The organism is Micromonospora sp. DT233 (genome assembly GCF_049841815.1).
Classification (GTDB): Bacteria; Actinomycetota; Actinomycetes; order Mycobacteriales; family Micromonosporaceae; genus Micromonospora.
Genome location: NZ_JBNCLB010000005.1, coordinates 23,903 through 45,308 on the forward strand (window position 1 = coordinate 23,903; position 21,406 = coordinate 45,308).

A 21,406-nucleotide genomic window follows, 5' to 3' on the forward strand; every position below is an offset into this window, starting at 1 on the left:
GGCCCGGCCGCCGCGCATCGGGAAGGTGACGCTTTGACCACCATGCTCGGCCCGGCCACGGCCTTACCGCACGCCCGCGGGCCCGATCGCAAGCGGCGGATCCGGCAGGGCGTACGGGAGTCCCTGGCGCCGTACGCCTACATCTCGCCGTTCTTCGTGCTCTTCCTGATCTTCGGCCTCTTCCCGTTGCTGTTCACCTTCTACATCTCCCTGTTCGACTGGGATCCCATCGGCGAGCACCGTTTCGTGGGGCTGGACAACTTCTACGAACTCCTGCACGATCCGCGCTTCTGGGGGGCGCTGCGGAACACGTTCAGCATCTGGGTGCTGTCGACGGTGCCGCAGTTGCTCCTGGCGCTCGGCCTGGCACACCTGCTCAACCACGCGCGGCTGCGCCTGGCCGCGTTGTTCCGGATGTCGGTGCTCGTTCCCTATGTCACCTCGGTGGCGGCCACGACGATCGTCTTCGCCCAGATGTTCGACCGGGACTACGGCATGATCAACTGGTTCCTCGGGTTGCTGGGCTTCGACCACATCGACTTCACGGCGTCGCTGTGGGGCAGCCACATCATGATCGCCACGATGATCGCCTGGCGCTGGACCGGATACAACACACTGCTCTACCTCGCCGCGCTGCAGGCGGTTCCCCGGGAACTGTACGAGGCCGCCGCCGTCGACGGCGCGAACGGCTGGAGACAGTTCCTGCACATCAGCATCCCCTCGTTACGGCCGATCATCGCGTTCACCGTCGTGACGTCGACCATCGGCGGGCTGCAGGTCTTCACCGAGCCGCTGCTGGCCAACCCGGTGACCGGCCTCACGTGCGGGGCGGCGCGGCAGTGCCAGACCGTCACCCTCTACCTCTACGAGCAGTCCTTCGGGCAGTTCCACTTCGGCTACGGCGCGGCGATCGGCGTCGCGCTCTTCGTCATCGTGGTGGTGTTCTCCGGGCTCAACTACCTGCTGACCACCCGTATCCGTTCGGAGCGCCCATGAAGCCCGCACCCTCGACCGCCGCGCCCAGGCGGGCCAGGCGGCGCCAGGCCAACCGCGTCCCGATCGCGGTGTACGCGCTGCTCACCCTCATGGCGCTCGTCAGCGTCTTCCCGCTCTACTGGATGTTCGTGGTGGCGACGACGGACTCCGCCACCGCGACCTCTCTCCCCCCGACGATCACACCCGGCGGCAACTTCCTGCACCTGGCGGAGCTGGTCTTCACCATCGTGCCGTTCGTGCAGTCCCTGCTCAACAGCCTTGTCGTCGCCACCACGATCGCCGTGGGCCAGGCGGTGCTCTGCGCGTTGGCCGGCTTCGCCTTCGCCAAGCTCTCCTTCCCCGGCCGCAACACGCTGTTCCTCATCGTCGTGCTGACCATGACGGTGCCGGCGCAGTTGGCCGTGGTACCGCAGTATCTGATCATCTCCCAGTTGAACTGGGTGGACAGCCTGCAAGCGGTGATCGTTCCCGGGCTGGTCAGCGCGTTCGGCATCTTCTGGATGCGCCAGCACATCGGCAACGCCATCGACGACGAGCTGATGCAGGCGGCGCGGGTGGACGGCGCGACCACCTGGCAGATCTTCTGGCGGATAGCCTTCCCGCTGGTCCGCCCGGCGGCGTACGTCCTGGGGCTGTTCACGTTCGTCTACGCGTGGAACGACTTCCTGTGGCCGTTCATCGTCTTGAAGTCGCCGGAGAACTACACCGTCCAGATCGCCCTCAAGGCACTGCAGCAGAACCGGGACATCGATCTGGGCCTGGCCATGTCCGGCTCCTTCCTGGCCACCATTCCGCTGTTGGTGCTGTTCGTCTTCGTCGGGCGTCGTCTGGTGCAGGGAATCATGGAAGGCGCGTTCAAGGGGTGAGCTCCGGTGCTGGTCCGTCGTCCGGCCGGCTCCGGCGCGCCCGTCGCCACCCGGCCAGGGAGCTCCCGTACGCCGCCACGGTGCGGCGCGGGCCCGACGCGAACGCGTCGGCCGCTGCGGCGGTGTGACAACGACTGGTCAAGGAGGGCTCCCCGGATGGCATTCGTATTCCATGTGGCGATCACCGGCTCGGATCACGCCGACGGTTGCGCCGAGCGGCCGTTGCGGACGATCAACCGGGCCGCGGGCGTCGCGCAGCCCGGTGACACGGTGGTGGTGCACGCGGGGGAGTACCGCGAATGGGTTACGCCGCGCCACGGCGGTCTCAGCGACACCCGCCGCATCACCTACGAGGCGGCGCCCGGCGAGCACGTGGTGATCAAGGGATCGGAACGCGTCACCGGCTGGGAGCCGCTCGGCGGGACGGTATGGCGGGTCGTCGTCGACAATGCGCTGTTCGGTTCGTTCAACCCGTTCGCCGAGGAGGTGGCCGGCGACTGGATCGTCTACCGCAAGGGCGCCCCACGCCGGCACCTCGGCGACGTCTACCTGAACGGCCTGAGCTTCTTCGAGGTGGCGAGTCAGGCGGAGGTCGACGATCCGCCCCGCCGCATCGAAGTCGTCGACGACTGGACCCGGGTGACCCGCCCGGTCGCCGATCCCGACCAGACCCGGCTCGTCTGGTACGCCGAGGTCGGTGAGCAGACGACGATCTGGGCCAACTTCCAGGGCGCCGACCCGAACACGGAGCTGGTCGAGATCAACGTACGCCGCAGCGTCTTCTACCCGGAGCAGCCGCACCTGGACTACATCACCGTCCGTGGCTTCGAGTTGGCGCACGCGGCCAGCCCGTGGGCACCGCCGACAGCCGACCAGCCGGGCCTGATCGGGCCCGGCTGGGCGAAGGGGTGGGTCATCGAGGACAACGTGATCCACGACGCCAAGTGCGCGGCGATCTCGATCGGGAAGGAGGGGTCGACCGGGCGGAACTTCTCGGCTCTGCGCGGTGACAAGCCGGGCTACCAGTACCAGGTGGAGTCGGTCTTCGCGGCCCGCCGGATCGGGTGGGACCGGGAGCACATCGGCTCGCATGTGATCCGCAGAAACACGATCTACGACTGCGGCCAGAACGCGATCGTGGGTCACCTCGGATGCGCGTTCTCCACGATCGAGGACAACCACATCCACCGCATCGGCGTGAAGCGCGAGTTCTACGGGTACGAGATCGCCGGCATCAAGCTGCACGCCGCCATCGACGTGGTGATCCGGCACAACCGGATCCACGATTGCTCGCTCGGCACCTGGCTGGACTGGCAGGCGCAGGGCACGCGGCTCTCGCGCAACGTCTACCACGACAACTGCCGGGACCTCTTCGTCGAGGTCAGCCACGGCCCCTACCTGGTCGAACACAACATCTTCGGTTCGCCCGCCGCGCTGGAGCTGTTCAGCCAGGGAGGCGCCTTCGTCTGCAACCTGATCTGCGGCACGCTGCGGCTGGAACCGGTGCTCGACCGCGCCACGCCGTACCACCTGCCGCACAGCACCCAGGTCGCCGGATACGCGGTGATCTACGGCGGCGACGACAGGTACGTGGGGAACCTCTTCCTGGGCGGCGACCCGGGCGCGGCCTACGGCGCGGACGCGGAGGGCGAGGGGCCGCCGCTGGTCGGCACCGCCGGGTACGACGGCCATCCCGCGTCGTTCGAGGAGTACCTGGCCCGCCTCGACGACCAGCCCCCCAGTGACCAGCAGAAGTACGTCGAGGTGAGACAACCGTTGTACGCCCGCGCGAACGTCTACGCCGCGGGCGCCCGGCCGTTCGCGGGTGAGCGCGAGCCACGGGTGCTGGGCGCCGCGACGGCGACGATCGTCGACGAGGGCGACGCGGTCTGGCTCGTCACCGATCTCCCCGAGGCGTTCGACGGGGCCCGTGTCGGTCTGGTCGGCGGCCGGGACCTGGAGCGGGTCCGGTGCGCCGACGCGGAGTTCGAGGAGGCGGACGGCAGCCCCGCCGTCATGGACGTCGACCTCACGGGTGCGCCCCGGCGGCCCGGACCCGACGGCGCTGTCGGCCCGATCGCGGGCCTTGCGTCCGGGGTGCGCCGTACGTGCGTGTTCTGACGACGGGCCTGCGCGTACGGCGCGGTCACGGTGCCGGCTGTGGCGCCGTGGCCGGCCCGCGCTTGGCCCGCTGGATCTGCTCGTAGACGTGGGTCCGCAGTTCGGTGAATCGGGGCAGGGCCCGGGTGGTGAGCTGGTCGCGTTCCTGCGGGAGGTCGATCAGGAGGTCCTCCTGCACCCGGGTCGGTGAGTTCGACAGGACGAGCACGCGTTGGCCCAGATACACCGACTCGTCGATGTCGTGCGTCACGAAGACCGTGGACATCCTGCGGGTCAGGTGCAGCTCGCGTACGAGGTCTTCCAGGTCTGCGCGGGTCTGCGCGTCCACCGCGGCGAACGGCTCGTCCATGATCAGCACTTCCGGCTGGTACGCGATGGCGCGGGCGATCGCCACCCGCTGCTGCATCCCGCCGGAGAGCTGCCACGGATGGCTCCGCGCCGACTGCCGAAGCCCGACCGCATCGAGGGCGTCGGCGACCAACCGCTCGCGTTCAACCCGGGAGAGCTTCTTGTGGCGAAGCGGGAGCTCCACGTTGCCCCTTACCGTCAGCCACGGGTAGAGGCTGCGGCCGTACTCCTGGAAGACCACGGCCATGGCCGGGCTCGGGCCCGTCACCGGCGTCCCCTCCATCTCGACGAGGCCGCTGGTGGGCCGGAGCAGCCCGGCCAGGCACTTCAGGAGAGTGGTCTTTCCGCAGCCCGAGGGGCCGACGATGCACACCAGTTCGCCGGGGCTCATGGTGAAGCTGAGGTCCCCGATGGCCTCGACCTCGCCCCGGCCGGAGGCGTAGACCTTCCGCAGGTGCTCGACCCTCAGCAGGGGGCTCCCGTCAGCCACGGGTGATCTCCTTCATTCCGTGGTACCAGCGCAGGGCGCGGCGTTCGACGACACCGAAGGCCACGGCGAGGAGGACGCCGATGAGGCCGAGCAGGAGGATGCCGCTCCACATCTCGGCGATGAGGTAGTTCCGTTGGAAGTAGGCGATCCGGTAGCCGAGACCGGCGGACGACGCGAACATCTCCGAGATGACCATGAGGATCAGGGCCACCGAGAGCGCCTGCCGTACGCCGGTCATGATGCGCGGACTCGCCGCCGGGACGATCAGCAGCCACAGCCGGTCCCACCGGGAGATCCGGAACGACTGGGCGGTCTCCATCATCACGCTGTCGGTCGCTCGGACGCCTTCGATCGTGTTCATCAGGATCGGCCAGATCGCGCCGGACACGATGACGACGACCTTCATGGTGTCGGTGATGCCGAGCAGGAGCATCGCGACCGGAATCAGCACGGGGGGCGGAATCGCGCGGAAGAACTCCAGCAATGGCTCGAGGAGCTCGCGTACCGGGCGGAGCCTGCCGATGACGACGCCGGCGGCGACGCCGAGGAGGATCGACGCGAAGAGGCCGGCCAGGAGCCGGTACACGCTCGGCAGGACGTCGTCGACGAACGCCGGGCCGATCCAGACCTGCCGGAACGCGTCGAGGAGCGGGCGCGGACCGACGAGGAACCGGTTCGTCGACCGGGTGGACCAGACGGCCCAGAGCCCGACGGTCAGGACGGGAAGCCCGACCGCGAACAGGAGGTTCTCGGCGACCCTGACGCCCAGGTCACGGGGCCGGGCCCTGCCCCCGCCCAGGGCGGTCATCGGGCCGCCTCGTCCGAGCGCACCGACTGGTGCCAGGCCAGCGAGCGGCGTTCGACGACGCGGAACACGATGTTCACCAGCAGGCCGAGGAGCCCGGTTACCACGACGAGGCCGTACAGGCCGACGGCGTCCCCGGCGGAGCGGGAGAGCTCGATCATGCGCCCGAGGCCGGGGTTGCCGATCACCATCTCGGCGGTGACGGCCAGGATGAGTGCGATCGCCGCGCCGAGGCGCAGGCCGGTCATCAGGTACGGCAGAGCGGTCGGAAGGACGAGATAGCGCAGACGTTCGCGGCGGGTGAGGCCGAAACTGCGCGCGGTGTCCCGGGCGACGGCGTCGACGTCGGCGACGCCGTAGAGCACCTGCACGAACACCTGCCAGAACGCCGCGTAGACGATGATGACGAGCGCGGCGCGCATCTGCAGGCCGAACATCAGCACGGCGAGGGGGATCAGCGCGACTGACGGCACCGGCCGCAGGAACTCGACCGTCGTGTGCGTCGCGCGGCGCAGGAACGGCACCATCCCGACCATCGTCCCCAGTGCGACCGCCGCGAGCGTCGCCACCGTCAGTCCGATCGCCCACGACGTCATGGTGAGCCGGAGTCGCCGCCAGAACGCCAGGTCGCGGACCTCCTGGGACAGCCACCCGAAGACGTCCGTGACGTACGGCAGGTAGTGCGGGTCGACCAGTCCCAGGGTCGGTATCAGTTGCCAGACGACGAGGAACCCCAGCAGGCCCACGGCGCCCAGCAGGATCTTGCGCATCGGCCGGCTACTGCTGCTGGATGAGGCGGTCGAAGTCGGGTCGCCGGTCGAGTACGCGGTACTTCTGGGCGAGCGTCGCGAGTTGCTCCAGGCCGGCCCGGTCGAGCTCCCACCCGAATGCCGGGAGCCGTACGGAATCCGCTACCGCGTCCGGCATCTCGAGGTTGTCCTTGATGGCTTGACGCAGGTCGGCCTCGTTGGCCGGATCCTTGGCCCAGGTGAGCGTCTTGCTCATCGCCGAAGAGAAGCCCGCGATCAGCGCGGCGTCGGAGTCCTTCAGCTTGCTCGACGTGATCGTCGTCAGGGTGGTGAGTCCGGGAATGGTGGCCTGGTACGGGGCGACCACGAGGGCGTCACCGCGTTCGCGCAGCTGGGTGATGAACGGCTCGGTCACCCAGGCGGCGTCGATGTTGCCGGCGGCGAGCTGGGCCGGCGCGTCCGGGAAGGCCACCTCGACGAACTTGACCTTGGTGGGGTCACCGCCGTCCTTCTCGACCGCGGCCATGATCGTGACATCGCCGGCGGCGCCCAGGCTGTTGACCGACACCTTGCGCCCCGCGAGCTGGGCCGGCCGGGTGATCCCCGACTTCGCCGACGCCACGACGGCGTTGATGTCGTCGCCGTCGGCGTAGGACGACGCGTAGTTCCCGATGATCACCACACCGAGGTTCTGCAGGTCGGCACGGAACGGGCCGAACGGCTGACCGATGGCGAAGTCGATGTCGCCGTTGATCAGCGCCGGGATGGCCTGTGCGCCGCCCTGTGCGGGCACGACCTCCACATCGAGCCCCTGCTCTCGGAAGATGCCCGCCTCGATGCCACCCCACAGCGCGGCGGTCTCGCTGATCGGCAGCGCCGCCACGCGGACCTTGCGTAGGTCGCCGCTCCCTGCGGGGGACGGACCGGTGGCATCGGAATCCGTGCAGCCGGTCAGGGCGATCGCGACGCCGATGAGAACGGCGAGGGCGGTGACCTTCTTCATGGACGAGCCCTTCCGTGCGGAGCGCTGGTGCACCCGGAGGAGTTGGGGGCCGGCGAGGTGAGGTGAACCATCCGCCCGCGTCGATCAGCGTCATGCAGCGGCGATTGATTGTCAAGAATTCCGGTATGACGATCGGCATTGCCGGTCGAGCGCCGTGCCCCGACTTGGAATACACCGGTAAAAGTATTGACCCGCGACGTTTTTGTGACCAAACTGTGCGGCGGCGGAGGGAGCGACGACGTGGCGATCGTGATCGTGGGCGCTGGGATCGGTGGCCTCACCACCGCCCTCAGCCTGCATCGGGCCGGCTTCCGTGACATCGCCGTCTACGAGCGCGCCGCCGCGCTGCGTCCGCTCGGCGTCGGGATCAATCTGCTCCCGCACGCCGTTCGTGAGCTGAACGAACTGGGTCTCGGTGAACGCGTGGAAAGGCTGGGCGCCGCGCCCGGCACGCTGACCTACTACAACCGGAAGGGTCAGCAGATCTGGAGCGAGCCGCGCGGACTCGACGCGGGATATCGCTGGCCGCAGCTCTCCGTGCACCGCGGCCGGTTCCAGATGGAACTCCTCACCGCGGTGCGGGAACGGCTGGGCGTCGACGCGGTACGCACCGGGCACCGGCTCGTCGGCGTCCGCAACGGCGTCGCACGCTTCGAGACGGCAGCGGGGGAGGTGAGCATCGCGGGCGACCTGATCGTCGGAGCGGACGGCATCCATTCCGCGCTGCGCCGGCAACATCAGCCCGGCGAGGGAGCGCCGCTGTGGAACGGGCTGACGCTGTGGCGGGGGACGGCGCGGGCGCCCGGATTCCTGGACGGGCGCACCATGATCATGGCGGGGGACGCGGAACAGAAGCTCGTCGCGTACCCGATCGGCGCCGGCCTGATCAATGTCGTCGCCGAGCGGCGCGGGCCCGGTTTCGCCGGGCCGCACGCGGACTGGAACCGGGCGGTCGACCCCGCGCCGGTCGTCTCGCTCTTCGCGGACTGGCGCTTCCCGTGGCTCGACGTGCCGGAGCTGCTCGCCGCCGCCGACGAGATCCTCGAATACCCCATGGTGGACCGCGACCCGATCGACAGGTGGACCCATGGGAACACGACGCTGCTCGGGGACGCCGCGCACCCGATGTATCCGAACGGTTCCAACGGGGCGTCGCAGGCGATCCTGGACGCGCGTACCCTCGCCTTCCACCTTGCCACCGCGCCGACGGTGCGGCAGGCGCTCGACGCCTACGAGGCGGACCGGCGGCCGGCGACCACCGCGCTCGTGCTGAGCAACCGGCGGCAGGGCCCGGAACAGGTGATGGTCCTCGCCCACGAGCGTGCGCCGGATGGGTTCGCGCACATCCACGACGTCATCCCGCCGAGAGAGCTCACCGAGATCGCGACCGGGTACAAGAAGGCGGCCGGCTTTCTCCCCGCCGAGCTCAACGAACGGGCCTCCCTGACGCCGACGGTCTTCCCGGGCGTCCTGGGCGTGACCGGCCCGGAAGCGACCGAGCTGGACGCGGCGCGACTGGCGTCGGTGATCTCACCGCTGCGCCGCACGCTGCTCGGCGCCGCCCGGGCCACCGAGCACCTGCCGGAGATCCCGGACGCGCAGATCGAGATCGTGCGGGCCCTGCCCCGGGGCGCGGTGTCCGGTCCCGGCGAGCTCGCCGAACGACTCCGCCTGAGCCGCTCGACGGTCAGCAACCTCCTCACCACGATGGAGGGCAACGGCCTCGTCGAGCGCCGCCCCCGTCCCGGCAACCACCGCCACATCGAGGTCCTCGCCACCCCGAAGGCCCTCGACCTGTTCGACCGCTTCGACCTCGCCAGCGGAGACCTGGTCGCCCGCGCCGCGGCCACCCTGCCGGCGGCGGACCGGGCGGCGCTCGCCGCCGCGGTGCCCGCGTTGGAACGCCTCCGCGACGCCCTCGCGCATGCCAAGGACGCGCCATGAGTACGCGTCGACCGGGGCATCCGCCACGTCGAGTTCCGCCCCTGCGACGCCGACTGCCGGCCGGGAACCCGTGAGCGCCCTGGCGGTTCCCGGCCTGGAGGCCGCGTTCGAGGTGGAGGCCCGGCTCGGCCCGCTGGAGGACCACGGGACGACCCGGGCAGGCCACCGCCGCGTCGTGCCTGTCGTCGGCGGCCGGGTCACCGGCCTCTTCGAGGCCGACATCCTTCCTGGCGGCGCCGACTGGCAGCTGGTCCGCCCCGACGGCGCGATCGAGGTCGACGCGCGCTATTCGGCGCGCACCGCCGACGGCGGTCACGTCTACATCCGGACTTTCGGTGTCCGCAGCGGCCGCCCGGAGATCCTCGAAGCGTTGCTCCGCGGCGACGCGGTCGAACCCTCCGAGTACTACTTCCGGTTGTGCGTACGACTGGAGACGTCGGTGCCCACGCTGGCCGTCCTGGAGCAGTGCGTTTTCGTGGCGTCGGCGGTGCGCGAGGCCGATCGGGTGCGCTACACCGCATACCGCATCACGTAGGGCGTTCGCGGTAGGGGTCGACGTGCGGTGCGCGGACCGGGCTTTGCCGTCCGCTCAGGCGCGGCCAGCCCAACCACGTGTGAGCCGCCCGGTCGACTCCGGTGAGCCGGATCCTGGTCAGGTGAGGAGGAGGAACGTCGGCACGGCGACCAGTGCGCCGGTGAACGCGCCCGCGACCACCTGACCGACCGTGTGGTCACCGAGCCGGACCCGGGACCAGCCCACCAGGGCGACGGGTCGCCGCCGTTTGTGAGACCGGCTATCTGGCGGGTAGGAGGCAGATGTGTCCGGTCATGGCGAGGTCGGGCCGGTTGTTGATTCAGGCGGGTTGGCGTGGACAGCCAGGGAAGGTGCCTGCCAGGCGGCGGCCCATTGTCGTCGACCACCGTCCGGATCGTGCACCGGGTCATGATGAAGGCGTTGAGCGACCTCGGGGTCGATGTCGATGGTGTCGCGGGAGGACTCGAGGAACATCCGCGCCTGTTCACTCGCCCACGAGCCGCCCCTGCGCATGCGCAGGGGCGGCAGCGTCGTCAACGCGGCCAGGTTGGGCGAAGGCCTGGCCGGCCAGCCTCAGGCGAACCTGAGCCTGGCTGGCCAGGCCACGTGCGGCTAGACGCCGCCGGACCGTGCCCCGGGCAGCGTCCGCACGGCGGTCAGCGTCACCTTGCCGCCCTGGTAGGACACCCTGAACATGTGGTGGCCCACGTTCAGGACCCGCCGTTCCGGCAGGGAACGGAAGTTGCCCTTGATCGAGTCGCCGCTCATGATCGTCAGTACCGTGCCGGGTGTGAGGGGCGCGCGAATGTCCAGGGTGAGTTCGCCGTCCAGCACCAGGCCACCCGCGGCCCGCACGCTCGTGTAGGCGTGGTCGCCGGAGATGGTGATGGCGACGCGACCCGCTCGGCTGACGGTCACGTTGCCGCCGACGTTCAGGACGTTGCCCGGCGCGACGTCGGTGAGAGTGATGGACACCGCTGACGCCGCTTCCCCGGACGACAGACCGGGCTGCAGCACGCCGCTGTCGACGTCGATGCTGCCTGCCACGAAACCGCTGCCGCCGAGCGTGCCGCCCTTGACGTGGATCGAGCTCGCGTGCGAGCCGGTGATCGAAAGCTTACCGCCCTCAACCGTCGTGCCGCCCTCGTAGGTGTCGTCGCCTGTCATGATCAGCGTCCCGGGGCCCTGCTTGGTCAGAGAAGCCGTGTAGAGTCGCTTGTCGATGTTCTTCTGAATGTGGGCCGCGCGCTGGTCCATCCATTCCTTGCGCCACTTGACGGCATCCCCATAGGTGATCTTGTCGTACAACTCGGGGCGGCCGTTGGTGATAGCTTGGATGTAAGGATCAGCCAAGATGCCCTGAAGCAGGAAGGCCTGTTGGTTAAGCCCGCCGTCCGGGTTCAGTACGTTGGGGCTAAATTCGCCGGCGTAGGCGATGCCTTGCTCCTTGTAGCCCGCCAACCACTCCAGATCTTTCCTTTCCCTTTCCTTGATCGCGATCTGGCTGATATCGTTCGACCAGACGTCCAGGGGCGCCTTGTCCATGTTGTAGGTCATGGGGCCCAGGAATTGGCCGGGACCATACATGCCTTTGGCCAGATCGGGAATGCCCCAGCCCCAGCGTTCGTCCGGAAGACCGTCGGGAGCGGTCCAAGCGATGGATGCCCCGGACGCAGAGACTTGTCCGGTGCCGAGGAATCTCACACCGTCGGACATCTTGTTGTTCGCCGTAGTGAACATCAGTTCACGGACCTGCTTGGCGTCCATGTTCGGGTAGCGAGAGAGCAGAACCCCCATCACCGCTGTCGCAACGGGCGTTGCCGGAGATGTGCCGTTCGAGTTCGAATAGTTGGTGTCACCACCGCTGTTCGTGGTCCGAACACTGTTTGAAGGGGTAGACACGGTCCACCACTTGGCGAGCCCTGCCTCGTTGTACCCGGACTGCTTTGTGTACTCAGGATTGGCCTCAGTGGGCGGCTGCACCCCGCCGACGGATACCCACTGCTTCTCCGCCAGGGGATTGAAGATGGGATACGCCGGGCGAAAATACGGGTTGCTCCAGTCGTTGTTGCCGGCCGACCTTACGTTGACGGTACCGCTGTCCTTGATAGCGTCCCAGATGGCATCCATGAAGGACCGTCCGGCGTAGCTCGGATTGTATTGGATGCCGTCTTTAGAATAGCTCTTCTTGAAGAGGAAATACTGGTACTCCAGATCCTTCAGGTGCTCATTGGGGATAATTGTGGCCATTGCCGTGGCGCTGATGCTGTCCTTGCCACGAAGCTGGTAACCGTTGGCGAGGTTGCCATTGACTCCAAGGTCGTTTCCTAGGCCGTCAAACCGAGTCCTGTCAATAGTCTGGACATACGATCCCCAGCTGCTGTTGATGACCTGGGCACCTGCGTCGACCAGGGCCTCGTTGGCGGTACGCCAGTACACGTAATCATGGAAGGGGCCGTGGGACTGGGTGTCGGAACCGCCGGTCATCGCAACATACATCTTCGATCCAAAGGCGATGCCGTGCTGGTCTTTGACATCGCGGATGCCGGAGGTGACCCCAAGCATGCCGGTCCCGTGCCCGTAGTCACTCGTTCTCGCCTGATCACCGGCCACAGTGAACGGCTGGCCTGCAGCAAACGGATTCGCCGGGGTTGCTGCGTTTCGATACCCGAAGCCGGACGTGCCGTAGACACCCTCCGCTCTCACCGGAACGATCAGCCCGGTCTGAAATGCTTCATGGGTAGCCCTGTAGCCCGAATCCATCATGCCCAGCGCGACGCCCTGCCCGAAGTACCCCAGGGCATAGGCGGTGGACGCGTTTACCGCGACAAGTTGCCAGGGGGAATCGACCGCTGCGCCAGGGTTGGAAGGATTGTGGCCGGTGTAGTAACCATATTCCGGCGTTTCCCAACTGGCTTTAGCGGCATCTAGTTCCCCTGGCCTCGTGGCGACAAAGCCGGGGTCTCCGGGGTACGTCGGCACGCCGCCTGTATGGCCAGGTGTCGATGTCGGGCCGGCCTTAGGCGATGCCATGCTGAACGCGGCCGGGAACAACGCGATGCCGCCTCCGGCGGCAAGGGCCCCTCCCAGCCGACGCAGAAACTGCCGCCGATCCACGAACCTCATGCTCATCTCCGACTCCTTCCGATGGATCTCTAACGGACCAGGGCGACCCGTCGCGTCCCAGCGCCATGGCCTACACGCGCTGGTCGGGACAACATAGTTTTGTCGCTTCTACCAGGCTGATGTCGACGGTTTTATTCGGGATCCCGACTGCCACACGAGCCGAAGCACGAACGTCGGGTGTTGACTGTTGTTGGGGCCGGCACGGAGGGTGACTTCGACGCCGAGAACGCTCCATGCCAGTGGCAGTGCAGACGGCGCAAGCCCGATAGCGGGCAACGGCCATTGCGAGCCGACGCGGTGCGCGCACCTTTGTGGCGGCAGCCGCGATCAGAAGGAACCCCTGCCACGTCAGAACGGCGAACTGGAACGCTCCCACGAGCGGGCCTCCCTACGTGGTCACCAATTAGACTGCGACAGAAGTTCCTCGTCAAGGGGGCAAAACCAGTCCACCGGAACGGTTGAGTGACCGCCTATATCGTTCATGTGACTGTTGAGCACTGGGTCACAGGCTACGTCCACAGGGGTGGTGTACGACTTGTCCCTGATGGGCTAATTGCCTAGATAAGAGACGGTCACTGCGCGATCCTTCGAGACGGCACAGTCCGGGCGAAGGAGTGTGATGCGCGATGGCCGTACCTGAGAGGGTGAGCCCTGCTGACCTGCTGTGCGAGCAGATCGCGGGCACGTCGCCGGGTCTGTTGCAGCGATGATCAGAACGTTCGCGCCGGCAGCGAGGTCCGCCGAAGCAGCGGCATGGGTTACCGGCAGCGCAGCGACGAGCGGGCCAACTCCCGTAATGGTTATCAGCAAAGGGAGTGGGACGCCCGGTCCGGGTCGATCGGCCTACAGATTCCGAACTGCGCCAGGGCTCCTACTTCCCGGACTGGAAGCTGACTCACCACCGGCGGGCTGAGCAATGACCGCGCACCTGGACGTCCAGGTCGAGGCGTTCCGCAGCCGGCCCCTCGCGCGGCGCATTGCACGTTCATGTGGATGGACGCCCTGACGATGAAGGTCCGCGAAGCAGGTCGCACCGTCAACGTCCACGCGTTGATCGCCGTCGGGTTCTGACGATCGGCGACCGGTCCAGTCGGGCGCCGATGGAATCTGTGGAGACCACCGCTCGGGGCACGGTCGTGCTGTTCTGGGACACGGAGTTCTCCATTGTCGAGAAGTGCCCACCGCGCGGGGGAAGAACCGGCCGGGATCGTTACGTCCAGATCTGGCCAAAGCCCGCGGGGCCGGCCTTCGCGGCACTGACCCGGTCCTGCGCCCCGCTGCTCACCGCCGTCGGTGGCAGGTCAGTCGTCGGCGTCGACTTCGACGCCCGGCAGGTCTGGCCGGAGTGGGGACACCACCGATGCCGACCCGGTCGGCCGGGCGATCTGCGCGCTCTGGTCGGACTGGCTACCGGCGGTGACCGGCGAGGTGCTCCACGTCGACGGCGGGATGCGCGCGATGGGGGCCGGTGGGATCCGGCAGGCCCGGGTGTCGGCCCCGGCCGCGGCGGGGCGGGGCGCTGACGCGACGGCTCGACCACCGCGCTGAGCTGCCCGCACTGGTCGGCAGCGAGTTCGGCGTCAGCTCCTGGCGCACGATCGACCAGGACCCGGTCGACCGGCTCGGGGCCCTCACCGGGACCGGCAGTGGATCCACGTCGACCCGGAGCGGGCCGCGTCCGGGCGGTTCGGCCGGCCGGTGGCCCACGGATTCCTGGTGATCTCGCTCGTGCCCGGGATGCTCCACGAGATCCTCCGGGTGGGCGGGGCGGATCACGTGCTGAACAAGGGTGTCGACCGGATCCGGATCACCCGGCCGGTGCCGGTGGGCGCCCGGGTCCGCGCCCGGTTCGAGCTGCCCGCCGCGCGGGTCCGGCCACGCGGCTACGTGGAGGCCGTCTTTGCAGCTTCCGTGCAGGTCGAGGGGGTCGCCGATCCGGTGCCGAGGGTCGCGGTCAGCTATCTGTACCGGGTGACGGAAGCAGCCGGTGCGGTGAAAGCTATACCTCTGCGGTAATGGACACTGCGCAATCCATGTCGCAGCATCGGTTCATGGCCGTTACCGTGAGTAAGTCAGGCGTAGGTGAGCTGTTGCGGGACTGGCGTCGGCGTCGCCGCCTGAGTCAGCTCGAGCTGTCCAACCGTGCCGAGATCTCCACCCGGCACCTGAGTTTTCTCGAGACTGGCCGATCCGTTCCCAGTCGGGAGATGGTCCTCCAACTCGCCGATCATCTCGATCTCATGCTGCGAGACCGGAATCGTCTGCTGCTGGCTGCGGGATTCGCACCGGTCTACCCTGAGAGCGCATTCGAGGCGCCGGAACTGGGCGCGGTGCGGTCGGCGGTGCGCCAGGTGCTGCGCGGGCACGAGCCGTACCCGGCCGTGGTCGTCGACCGGTCGTGGCAGCTGGTGGACGCCAATCAGAGCCTGGCCATACTGACCGACCTGGTCGACCCGTCGTTGCTTGCGCCGCCGGCCAACGTGCTGCGCGCCAGCTTGCACCCGAACGGGCTGGCTCCGCACATCGTCAACCTCGGTGAGTGGCGGGCGCATCTGCTGCACCGCCTGCGCAGGCAGGCGGAGTTCAGTGGCGACCCGACCCTGGCCGAGCTGGAGGACGAGCTGCGTGGCTACCCCTGCCGCGATCCGCGCCCGGAGCACGACCTGCCGCCGGCCAGCAACATCGTGGTGCCGCTGCGGGTCCGCCGGCCCGAGGGCGTGCTCAACCTCTTCACCACCGTCGCTACCTTCGGTACACCGCTCGACGTCACCGTGTCGGAATTGTCAATCGAGTCGTTCTATCCGGCCGATGAGGAAACCTCACGCGTGTTGCGGGGCACTCGGGAGTTGGCGGGTGCCGGCTACTGAGCCGCGCTGCACCGATGAGCCCGAGGTTGGCGGCTACGACGTCTGGTTCCAGGGCGACAGCTCCCTGATCGCGACGGTATCGACGCCGCTGTCGGCGCCGGTGATCGCCGCCACCCCGCTCAAAGATCCTTGAACCGATCTCTCAGAGATCCGCCGATGCGGCCGCGTGCGGCTACGCCGTCATCGCAGCGTAGGCCGTCCCCGATGGGTGGCCCACTCGGAGGCCAGGATTGACATGACCGTCCCATCGACCCAACCGTCGCCGTCGCGTAGCACGTGGCGTAGCACGCCCTCCGGGATGAACCGGGTCAACCCCACCGGGTCGGCGACAGGTAAGTTGACGAGCACGGGGGTGTTCTATGGCGTTAGCGGCCGAAGACGCGGTAGATGTCATCGACGCAGTCACGCTGCACGGTGTCCCATGAGGTTTGGTAGACCTTCGGTGCCGCGTCGTAGAGCCCTTCTCCCTTCCGTACCACGGCGGTAAAAAAGTCGAACATGCGGCGCTGGCCGTAGCGGCGGACCATGCAATCGACACTCAGGTGCCCGGTGCCGTAGAAGGAGGCCACTTCCCCTGCACTGGCGCTGGCCTTTGGCTTGGCCTGATCCCGGTCGAGAACCCGCATACGGGGCTTACCCTTGTGCCATCGACGCGCCCATAGCACCTTCGGATCGGAGGCTTTCGGGCCGCCCCCTGCGGCGATGTACTCCGCGACGCCTTCAATAAGCCAAGCGTCATCGCTCTTCACGCTCGGAGCGAGCTGACTGCCACTGAGGGTAACGACGTGGCCGAACTCGTGACGCAGCAATTTCGTGAGGTTCCCTGCGGCCTCGGTGCGGACCACCACTTCGTACTGCAGTGATCCTCCCGGGTAGGCATATCCGGCGTAGTTCTTGCCTCCCGCTCCGCTGCGCCAAGCCTTCCACTCCGTGGGGCCCGCGAGGTAGACGATGTAGCGGGCGGGCGGCTGCTGACCCACCAGTGTGGCGTACCGGTCAGTGGCCGTGGCCGCCCGGTCGCCTGCCGCAACGGCGGCGGACAGGCGGGCCTGCTGACCGGGTGGCGCCGCCACGGTGACCCGCCGCCCGTCGGCGAAGGTGAAAGCAGTTGTTTCCCATGGCAGCGGGCGAGGCACGATGTCCTCTGCGGGTATCCGCAGGTCGCTGATCAGGTACTGGGCTTGGGGGCCGCGACGGGCGAAGTCCATCAACAGCGTCAGATCCTCCGTCGCCCCTGCAGGTGGCGCCGTCGCAGCGCCGCGTTCGTCACCGGTAAAGGCGTAGCGGACACCGACGGCCACGTCCTTCGCTGCCGCGAGGTCGAAGCCCGGACGGTCCCGGAAGATCGGTTCCCAGCGGGTGACGTGCAGGCCACGCAAGGTGTGGAACATCTGCCGATAGCGGCCCACGAGGTCCGCGTTGTCAGGATCCACCGCCGCAAGCCAACCGGATTCGTCACCTGAAAGCAGGGCGGTGCCTTGTGCGGTCAACCGGTCCCGGATCAGGGCCCAGTCGTCGACCAACGCCTTCGTCTCTGTCGAGGAAGCGGACGGGTAGCCGCCCGGCGGTGGCGGCTGCCCGCACCCCGCGACGCAGAGCAGGGCCATGACCACGGATGCCCCGACCCGGGCAGCGCGGCCACGCGCACCGCTCCCGTAGGCCGCACATAACGTCCACACGGCAATGACCCTAGATTGCATCGAGACTCTGTGTGGTCCCCAAGTCGCTCTGATGTGGTGGACCTGCTCGATCATCGCGGTCAGACCCTCGTGGTGCCTCGACCAGGCACTGTCGGGCTGGCCTTGGCCGCTATACGGCCGGCGGTCAAGGACAGCGGTCTGGCGGCTGCTAGAGCCGGGAGGGCTGCTGCGAAAGCCAACCCCGGTGTCGTGTCTTCAGCGCGTCGCGTTGCTCTCGCGTCGGCAGGATGACATCGGCCCCGCCGTCGTACGGGTGGTACAGCCATCGAAGATCAGCCGGTGCGAGGATCACGTTCGCCAACTCGTCGTCGGCAACGGCCCGCAACAGAACGTCGATCACACCCGGTCGCCAGGGAACCACCTCGGCGTAGAGCTGGATGTAGGTGGGATCCTCGGGGTCTTCGAGCAGGGTCTGCCAGTGTCGTGCCGACGGCGCGACTTCTGAACGCCTCGGCCACTGTGCAGGGGTTACCGCCGGGCCCTCGGTCCACTCGCTGGTGACAACGAGAAGGACAGCACCGGGGTCGAGTGCTGACAGCACCGTGTGGTGCCGGTCGAGCACAACGCCGTACTCGCCCTCGTTCTCGGGGTGACGCTTCGATCCTGGCAGGCTGTGGAACCGTACCCACCGATCCGGGTATCGGCCGCGCAGCCGGTGGGCGAACGGCGGGCACTCGGGCCAGCGCTCCTGCCACAGCGCGGTCAAGGCCGGTGCCCAGCCGTCGTCGGGTCGCGTCCGGCGACCGGGCTGCGGTCGTGCGGGAGGGCGAGGCGCGGGTTCCGCCCGGGTCAGGAGAGCAGGAGGTACGTGGGCGCGGCGATGAGCAGGCCGGCGCACGCGCCCGCCACCACCTGGCTGACGGTGTGGTCACCGAGCCGCACCCGTGACCAGCCGACCAGGGCGACGAGTGCCGCCGCCGGGACCAGGGCGGGCCCGAACACGATGACCAGCACGGAGACCGAGCCGGCGGCGACCGCGGCGTGGGCACTGAGCTTCCACGCCTGGTTGATCGCGGTGACGATGAGCAGGACGGCGAACATCACCACGACCATGGCCACGAGGGCCCGGGGCGCGCCGACGAGGATGAGCAGCGCCAGACCGACCAGTACGGAGAGCAGCCCGTACACCAGGGGCATGCGACGTTGCTCCCGCACGCCGATGTGGTGGTCGGTCAGCCGTCCCCGTCGTACGCCCAGCCAGATGATGCCGTACGGGACGACGGAGCAGAAGAAGATGGCCAGCAGGGCCCAGCCGATGCCGGCCGCGATGGCCGGTGCCGTGCTGCGCAGCGCGATGATCAGCGGCATGGCGGCCGCGAAGACCGCCGGCGCGAAGACCTCGGTGGTGATCCGCGCTACCCGGTGGGAGGTGCTGCGGGCGGGCGCGTCGACGACAGCTGGCACGGTGAGGGCTTCTACCTTTCGGAGGGCTGCGGCCGGGTGGAGCCGGCGCGGGTTGTGGTCTCGGCTATGATCGTGGCGACCAGTGGCGTTGTCATCGCCCGGGCGACCTGGGCCAGCCACGTTACTTGGTCGGCGGCACCGGGTTCACCGGTGCCCGGCTCCCGGGGCGGCCCCAGCGGTATCCCAGGTGCCTCCACGGATGCGTCGTCGGCGACCGTGCCGTCGAGTCGAGCCTGCAGTGCCGCACCGACCACGGCGGCTTCGACCACGGCTGCCTGCTGCTCCGCACGCAGGCCACGGTGCCGGGCGGCGCGTTGTGCATGGGCAGCCACCGCCGCCGACATCCAGGGTCGCAGGCTGGCATATCCGTCCAGGATCTCCACCGTGATCCTGACCCGTCGCAGGGAGGCGTTGCGGGCGATCGACATGGCGCCCCGGACTCCGGAGCGCCGCGGCAGCAGTGCGATCTCCGGTAGGACGTCGTGGATCCGTGCCCACAGGGGATAAAGCCGGTAGTAGTCGCCGCACGCCCTTGCCCACGTCCAGAGGCGGTCGAGGCCGACGTGAGGCCCCCAGGACGGGATCGTGGACCCGATCAGGACCAGCAGGATCGAGGTGGTGAAGGCGACCACCACCACCGCGTCCGTGATCAGGGCCGAGCCCGGCGCCAGCTGTCCCACCCCGACGGCCACCAGCTTGGCGCCCACGTAGGCCAGCCCGGCCAGCGAGCCGGCAGTGATCAACCGGAGCCCGAAGCGCAGCAGGGGTCGGTGGGCGATGCCGGCGTACCGGTGCGCCAGGACCACCACCTGCGTCAGTGACCAGGCCAGGTACGCCAGGTAGACGTAGAGGAACGGCGCGTGGAAGGGCTCGCCGTAGTACTCGCCGGTGCGGACGCGTGGATCGGAGAGGCTGACCGCCGGGGGCGTGCGGAGGAAGAGCACGATCATGGCCGCGACGGTGACGCCGAGTGCGGTCAGCTGGCGGCGGACCCGCCGTCGGGTGCTGGCGTCACCGTTGGTCATGTAGAGCAGGAACGCCTGGGCTGCGGTGACGCAGACCAGCGAAAGACAGTTGGACGCCAGGCGGGCGACATCCGGGACACCGACGAACTGGTCGATCCGCGGCATGACCGGCTGGAGGGTCAGCGAGAGGGTGATCGCGATCAGCGCCAGGCAGAGCGCGCGCAGGGGGCGGTTCCCTCGGTCCCGGGCCAGGTCACGCAGCTTGTAGAGGCTCATGCCCCAGCAGATGAGCGTCACGACGACCATCGCGCCGCGAACGAGGCTCACCACGCGGCGGCCCGTCCTTCCAGCGTCGCCACCAGCCGCGCGGACACCTCGGGGTCGGCCGGGGTGGGCGTGGGGATCCTGGACCAGGATCCGGCGCGCTCCACGGCGACGGTCCCGAAGATCTCCGCCCGGCGTTCGATCGGCGCGTCGTACGCGCCCCGGGCCAGCGCGACCTGCGGGGCGGACGGATCCGTCGACGGCATGAGTACGGCGGCGAGCGACTCAAGACCGCTTGGCGTGGAGACGTCGTCGAACATCATGTGCCCGTACTCGTGCCCGATGATCAGGCTCTGTCGCACCTGGCTGGCGTTGGCGTCGTAGAACACGTAGTCGGCGAACTCCCCGGCCACCCAGAGGCCGTGCGGGGCAAGGGCCGGCAGGTGCCGGGCGATCAGGTGCACCGGCCGCCCCCGACGTTGCTCGATGCGATCGTGGAGCTGAGTGAAGGTGAAGGTCGAGGGCAGTTTGAGGGCGGCCAGGAGCTGCTCCGCCTGTAGTCGCAGGTGGTTCAGCGTGCTACCGGCTTGGCGTCGCATCGAGTTCCCCGTTCCACAGCTCCGGCATGGTCTCTTCTTCGCGATGGAGCCGGGTGATGCCCGAACGGCAGACTCGCGACCCGCTCGCGGAGGTCACCGCTCTGCCCTACGCGGTCGCTGCTCCAGCACCGATGAGAGTCGTTCCAGCAGCAGGGCGTGCGGTGCCGAGGGGGTGTTCCGGGTCGTCCACACGCCTGCCAGCTGTTGCACCCGGGTGGCGAAGACCTCGGCCTGGCGCTCCTCACGGCGCGTGTAGACGACCCGCTTGCGAGCCAGCCGGAGGCGGGCCACGACAGACTTGGAGAGGGCGTCGCCGAGGGCGTGACCGACCGCGGGACCGCCGACATGCTCGAAGACCATGTGGCCGATGCCGTGCAGGGCGAGGTGGTCGCGGTGCGGACGGGGGAGGGCCGATCCGACCAGGATGTGATCGGTCGTGGCGCCCTTACACCACAGTGCCTGGGCGCCAGCGGATCGGGTGCGGACGGCCGTCACCACCAGCGTTCGCCCTCGAAGCCGTTGCAGCTCCGCGCAGAAGTCGTGCAGCGCGAAGGGCGCGGGCATGACCAGGTTGCTGAGGATCTCATCGCAGCGGTGGAGCTGCTGATCGTCCCACGCCGCCGC

21 protein-coding genes and 2 pseudogenes are annotated in these 21,406 nt (G+C 68.5%); 10 read left to right on the forward strand and 13 right to left on the reverse strand.

Annotation, left to right across the window (positions count from 1 at the left end):
- Positions 1-42 precede the first annotated feature (42 nt).
- From ACLQ2V_RS13885 to ACLQ2V_RS13895, 3 genes are all read left to right on the forward strand, one after another.
- Positions 43-996 carry a carbohydrate ABC transporter permease gene (locus ACLQ2V_RS13885; protein WP_425719205.1) on the forward strand — a complete coding sequence of 318 codons (954 nt, stop codon included), beginning with the start codon at positions 43-45 and terminating at the stop codon, positions 994-996.
- Positions 993-1,862: a carbohydrate ABC transporter permease gene (locus tag ACLQ2V_RS13890; protein WP_425718869.1), complete on the forward strand. Its 870-nt coding sequence runs from the start codon at positions 993-995 to the stop codon at positions 1,860-1,862. Before ACLQ2V_RS13885 ends, ACLQ2V_RS13890 begins: the two co-directional genes overlap by 4 nt.
- Before the next feature lie 156 nt (positions 1,863-2,018).
- Positions 2,019-3,983 (forward strand): right-handed parallel beta-helix repeat-containing protein, encoded by a 1,965-nt coding sequence (locus tag ACLQ2V_RS13895; protein ID WP_425718870.1) that lies wholly within the window; start codon positions 2,019-2,021, stop codon positions 3,981-3,983.
- Between the two features lie 25 nt (positions 3,984-4,008).
- Here ACLQ2V_RS13895 and ACLQ2V_RS13900 read toward each other — a convergent pair whose 3' ends face one another.
- Genes ACLQ2V_RS13900 through ACLQ2V_RS13915 form a run of 4 tightly spaced genes read right to left on the reverse strand, consistent with a single transcriptional unit; the run spans position 4,009 to position 7,378 of the window.
- Entirely contained in the window at positions 4,009-4,821 is an 813-nt protein-coding gene (locus tag ACLQ2V_RS13900) for an ABC transporter ATP-binding protein (RefSeq protein ID WP_425718871.1), read from the reverse strand.
- A complete protein-coding gene (locus tag ACLQ2V_RS13905) occupies positions 4,814-5,629 on the reverse strand; it encodes an ABC transporter permease (RefSeq protein WP_425718872.1) in 816 nt (271 codons plus the stop codon). The genes ACLQ2V_RS13900 and ACLQ2V_RS13905 overlap by 8 nt, the downstream gene beginning before the upstream one ends.
- Positions 5,626-6,396, reverse strand: a complete 771-nt coding sequence (locus ACLQ2V_RS13910; RefSeq protein WP_425718873.1) for an ABC transporter permease — start codon at positions 6,394-6,396, stop codon at positions 5,626-5,628. The genes ACLQ2V_RS13905 and ACLQ2V_RS13910 overlap by 4 nt, the downstream gene beginning before the upstream one ends.
- A 7-nt stretch (positions 6,397-6,403) precedes the next feature.
- Complete coding sequence (locus ACLQ2V_RS13915; protein WP_425718874.1) at positions 6,404-7,378, reverse strand: ABC transporter substrate-binding protein; 975 nt, start codon at positions 7,376-7,378, stop codon at positions 6,404-6,406.
- A gap of 240 nt (positions 7,379-7,618) precedes the next feature.
- Between ACLQ2V_RS13915 and ACLQ2V_RS13920 the strand changes: the two genes are divergently transcribed.
- Together ACLQ2V_RS13920 and ACLQ2V_RS13925 are read left to right on the forward strand one after the other, a co-directional pair.
- Complete coding sequence (locus ACLQ2V_RS13920) at positions 7,619-9,322, forward strand: FAD-dependent monooxygenase (protein WP_425718875.1); 1,704 nt, start codon at positions 7,619-7,621, stop codon at positions 9,320-9,322.
- Positions 9,323-9,392: 70 nt separating this feature from the next.
- Positions 9,393-9,857: a DUF3237 domain-containing protein gene (locus ACLQ2V_RS13925; protein WP_425718876.1), complete on the forward strand. Its 465-nt coding sequence runs from the start codon at positions 9,393-9,395 to the stop codon at positions 9,855-9,857.
- Positions 9,858-9,974: 117 nt separating this feature from the next.
- Here ACLQ2V_RS13925 and ACLQ2V_RS13930 read toward each other — a convergent pair.
- The 3 genes and pseudogenes from ACLQ2V_RS13930 to ACLQ2V_RS13940 all read right to left on the reverse strand — a co-directional run.
- Positions 9,975-10,091 (reverse strand): annotated as a pseudogene (locus ACLQ2V_RS13930) (phosphatase PAP2 family protein); the annotation flags it as partial.
- A gap of 57 nt (positions 10,092-10,148) precedes the next feature.
- Entirely contained in the window at positions 10,149-10,394 is a 246-nt protein-coding gene (locus ACLQ2V_RS13935; RefSeq protein WP_425718877.1) for a hypothetical protein, read from the reverse strand.
- A 75-nt stretch (positions 10,395-10,469) separates the two neighbouring features.
- Positions 10,470-12,989, reverse strand: coding sequence for a S8 family serine peptidase (locus ACLQ2V_RS13940; RefSeq protein ID WP_425718878.1), 2,520 nt, complete (start codon positions 12,987-12,989; stop codon positions 10,470-10,472).
- Positions 12,990-13,609: 620 nt separating this feature from the next.
- Between ACLQ2V_RS13940 and ACLQ2V_RS13945 the strand changes: the two are divergent.
- The 5 genes and pseudogenes from ACLQ2V_RS13945 to ACLQ2V_RS13965 form a co-directional block, all read left to right on the forward strand.
- Positions 13,610-14,048: pseudogene (locus ACLQ2V_RS13945) on the forward strand (transposase); the annotation flags it as partial.
- Between the two features lie 228 nt (positions 14,049-14,276).
- On the forward strand, positions 14,277-14,531 hold the full coding sequence (locus tag ACLQ2V_RS13950; RefSeq protein WP_425718879.1) for an SDR family oxidoreductase: 255 nt from the start codon (positions 14,277-14,279) through the stop codon (positions 14,529-14,531).
- Between the two features lie 150 nt (positions 14,532-14,681).
- Positions 14,682-14,999 (forward strand): hypothetical protein, encoded by a 318-nt coding sequence (locus ACLQ2V_RS13955; RefSeq protein WP_425718880.1) that lies wholly within the window; start codon positions 14,682-14,684, stop codon positions 14,997-14,999.
- Positions 14,999-15,850 carry a helix-turn-helix domain-containing protein gene (locus tag ACLQ2V_RS13960; protein ID WP_425718881.1) on the forward strand — a complete coding sequence of 284 codons (852 nt, stop codon included), beginning with the start codon at positions 14,999-15,001 and terminating at the stop codon, positions 15,848-15,850. Before ACLQ2V_RS13955 ends, ACLQ2V_RS13960 begins: the two co-directional genes overlap by 1 nt.
- The gene (locus ACLQ2V_RS13965) at positions 15,837-15,983 is read left to right on the forward strand and encodes a hypothetical protein (RefSeq protein WP_425718882.1); all 147 of its coding nucleotides are present in this window, start codon (positions 15,837-15,839) and stop codon (positions 15,981-15,983) included. Before ACLQ2V_RS13960 ends, ACLQ2V_RS13965 begins: the two co-directional genes overlap by 14 nt.
- A gap of 232 nt (positions 15,984-16,215) precedes the next feature.
- Here the strand turns inward: ACLQ2V_RS13965 and ACLQ2V_RS13970 are convergent, their stop codons facing one another.
- The 6 genes from ACLQ2V_RS13970 to ACLQ2V_RS13995 all read right to left on the reverse strand — a co-directional run bounded on the left by ACLQ2V_RS13970 (position 16,216) and on the right by ACLQ2V_RS13995 (position 21,346).
- Complete coding sequence (locus ACLQ2V_RS13970) at positions 16,216-17,463, reverse strand: hypothetical protein (RefSeq protein WP_425718883.1); 1,248 nt, start codon at positions 17,461-17,463, stop codon at positions 16,216-16,218.
- A gap of 235 nt (positions 17,464-17,698) precedes the next feature.
- Positions 17,699-18,256: a DUF3885 domain-containing protein gene (locus ACLQ2V_RS13975; protein WP_425718884.1), complete on the reverse strand. Its 558-nt coding sequence runs from the start codon at positions 18,254-18,256 to the stop codon at positions 17,699-17,701.
- An 83-nt stretch (positions 18,257-18,339) separates the two neighbouring features.
- On the reverse strand, positions 18,340-18,954 hold the full coding sequence (locus tag ACLQ2V_RS13980; protein WP_425718885.1) for a phosphatase PAP2 family protein: 615 nt from the start codon (positions 18,952-18,954) through the stop codon (positions 18,340-18,342).
- An 11-nt stretch (positions 18,955-18,965) separates the two neighbouring features.
- Positions 18,966-20,249, reverse strand: coding sequence for an MAB_1171c family putative transporter (locus ACLQ2V_RS13985; RefSeq protein ID WP_425718886.1), 1,284 nt, complete (start codon positions 20,247-20,249; stop codon positions 18,966-18,968).
- Positions 20,243-20,782, reverse strand: coding sequence for a hypothetical protein (locus tag ACLQ2V_RS13990; RefSeq protein WP_425718887.1), 540 nt, complete (start codon positions 20,780-20,782; stop codon positions 20,243-20,245). Before ACLQ2V_RS13990 ends, ACLQ2V_RS13985 begins: the two co-directional genes overlap by 7 nt.
- Positions 20,783-20,875: 93 nt before the next feature.
- The gene (locus ACLQ2V_RS13995; RefSeq protein WP_425718888.1) at positions 20,876-21,346 is read right to left on the reverse strand and encodes a hypothetical protein; all 471 of its coding nucleotides are present in this window, start codon (positions 21,344-21,346) and stop codon (positions 20,876-20,878) included.
- Positions 21,347-21,406: the final 60 nt, after the last annotated feature.

What these genes read in the sequence shown, in the direction of transcription:
- ACLQ2V_RS13960 (WP_425718881.1), top strand. Translation starts at nt 14,999, where the DNA reads ATGGACACTGCGCAATCCATGTCGCAGCATCGGTTCATGGCCGTTACC.
- ACLQ2V_RS13940 (WP_425718878.1), bottom strand. Translation starts at nt 12,989, where the DNA reads ATGAGCATGAGGTTCGTGGATCGGCGGCAGTTTCTGCGTCGGCTGGGA.
- ACLQ2V_RS13895 (WP_425718870.1), top strand. Translation starts at nt 2,019, where the DNA reads ATGGCATTCGTATTCCATGTGGCGATCACCGGCTCGGATCACGCCGAC.
- ACLQ2V_RS13885 (WP_425719205.1), top strand. Translation starts at nt 43, where the DNA reads ATGCTCGGCCCGGCCACGGCCTTACCGCACGCCCGCGGGCCCGATCGC.
- ACLQ2V_RS13910 (WP_425718873.1), bottom strand. Translation starts at nt 6,396, where the DNA reads ATGCGCAAGATCCTGCTGGGCGCCGTGGGCCTGCTGGGGTTCCTCGTC.
- ACLQ2V_RS13990 (WP_425718887.1), bottom strand. Translation starts at nt 20,782, where the DNA reads ATGCGACGCCAAGCCGGTAGCACGCTGAACCACCTGCGACTACAGGCG.
- ACLQ2V_RS13905 (WP_425718872.1), bottom strand. Translation starts at nt 5,629, where the DNA reads ATGACCGCCCTGGGCGGGGGCAGGGCCCGGCCCCGTGACCTGGGCGTC.
- ACLQ2V_RS13915 (WP_425718874.1), bottom strand. Translation starts at nt 7,378, where the DNA reads ATGAAGAAGGTCACCGCCCTCGCCGTTCTCATCGGCGTCGCGATCGCC.
- ACLQ2V_RS13995 (WP_425718888.1), bottom strand. Translation starts at nt 21,346, where the DNA reads ATGCCCGCGCCCTTCGCGCTGCACGACTTCTGCGCGGAGCTGCAACGG.
- ACLQ2V_RS13890 (WP_425718869.1), top strand. Translation starts at nt 993, where the DNA reads ATGAAGCCCGCACCCTCGACCGCCGCGCCCAGGCGGGCCAGGCGGCGC.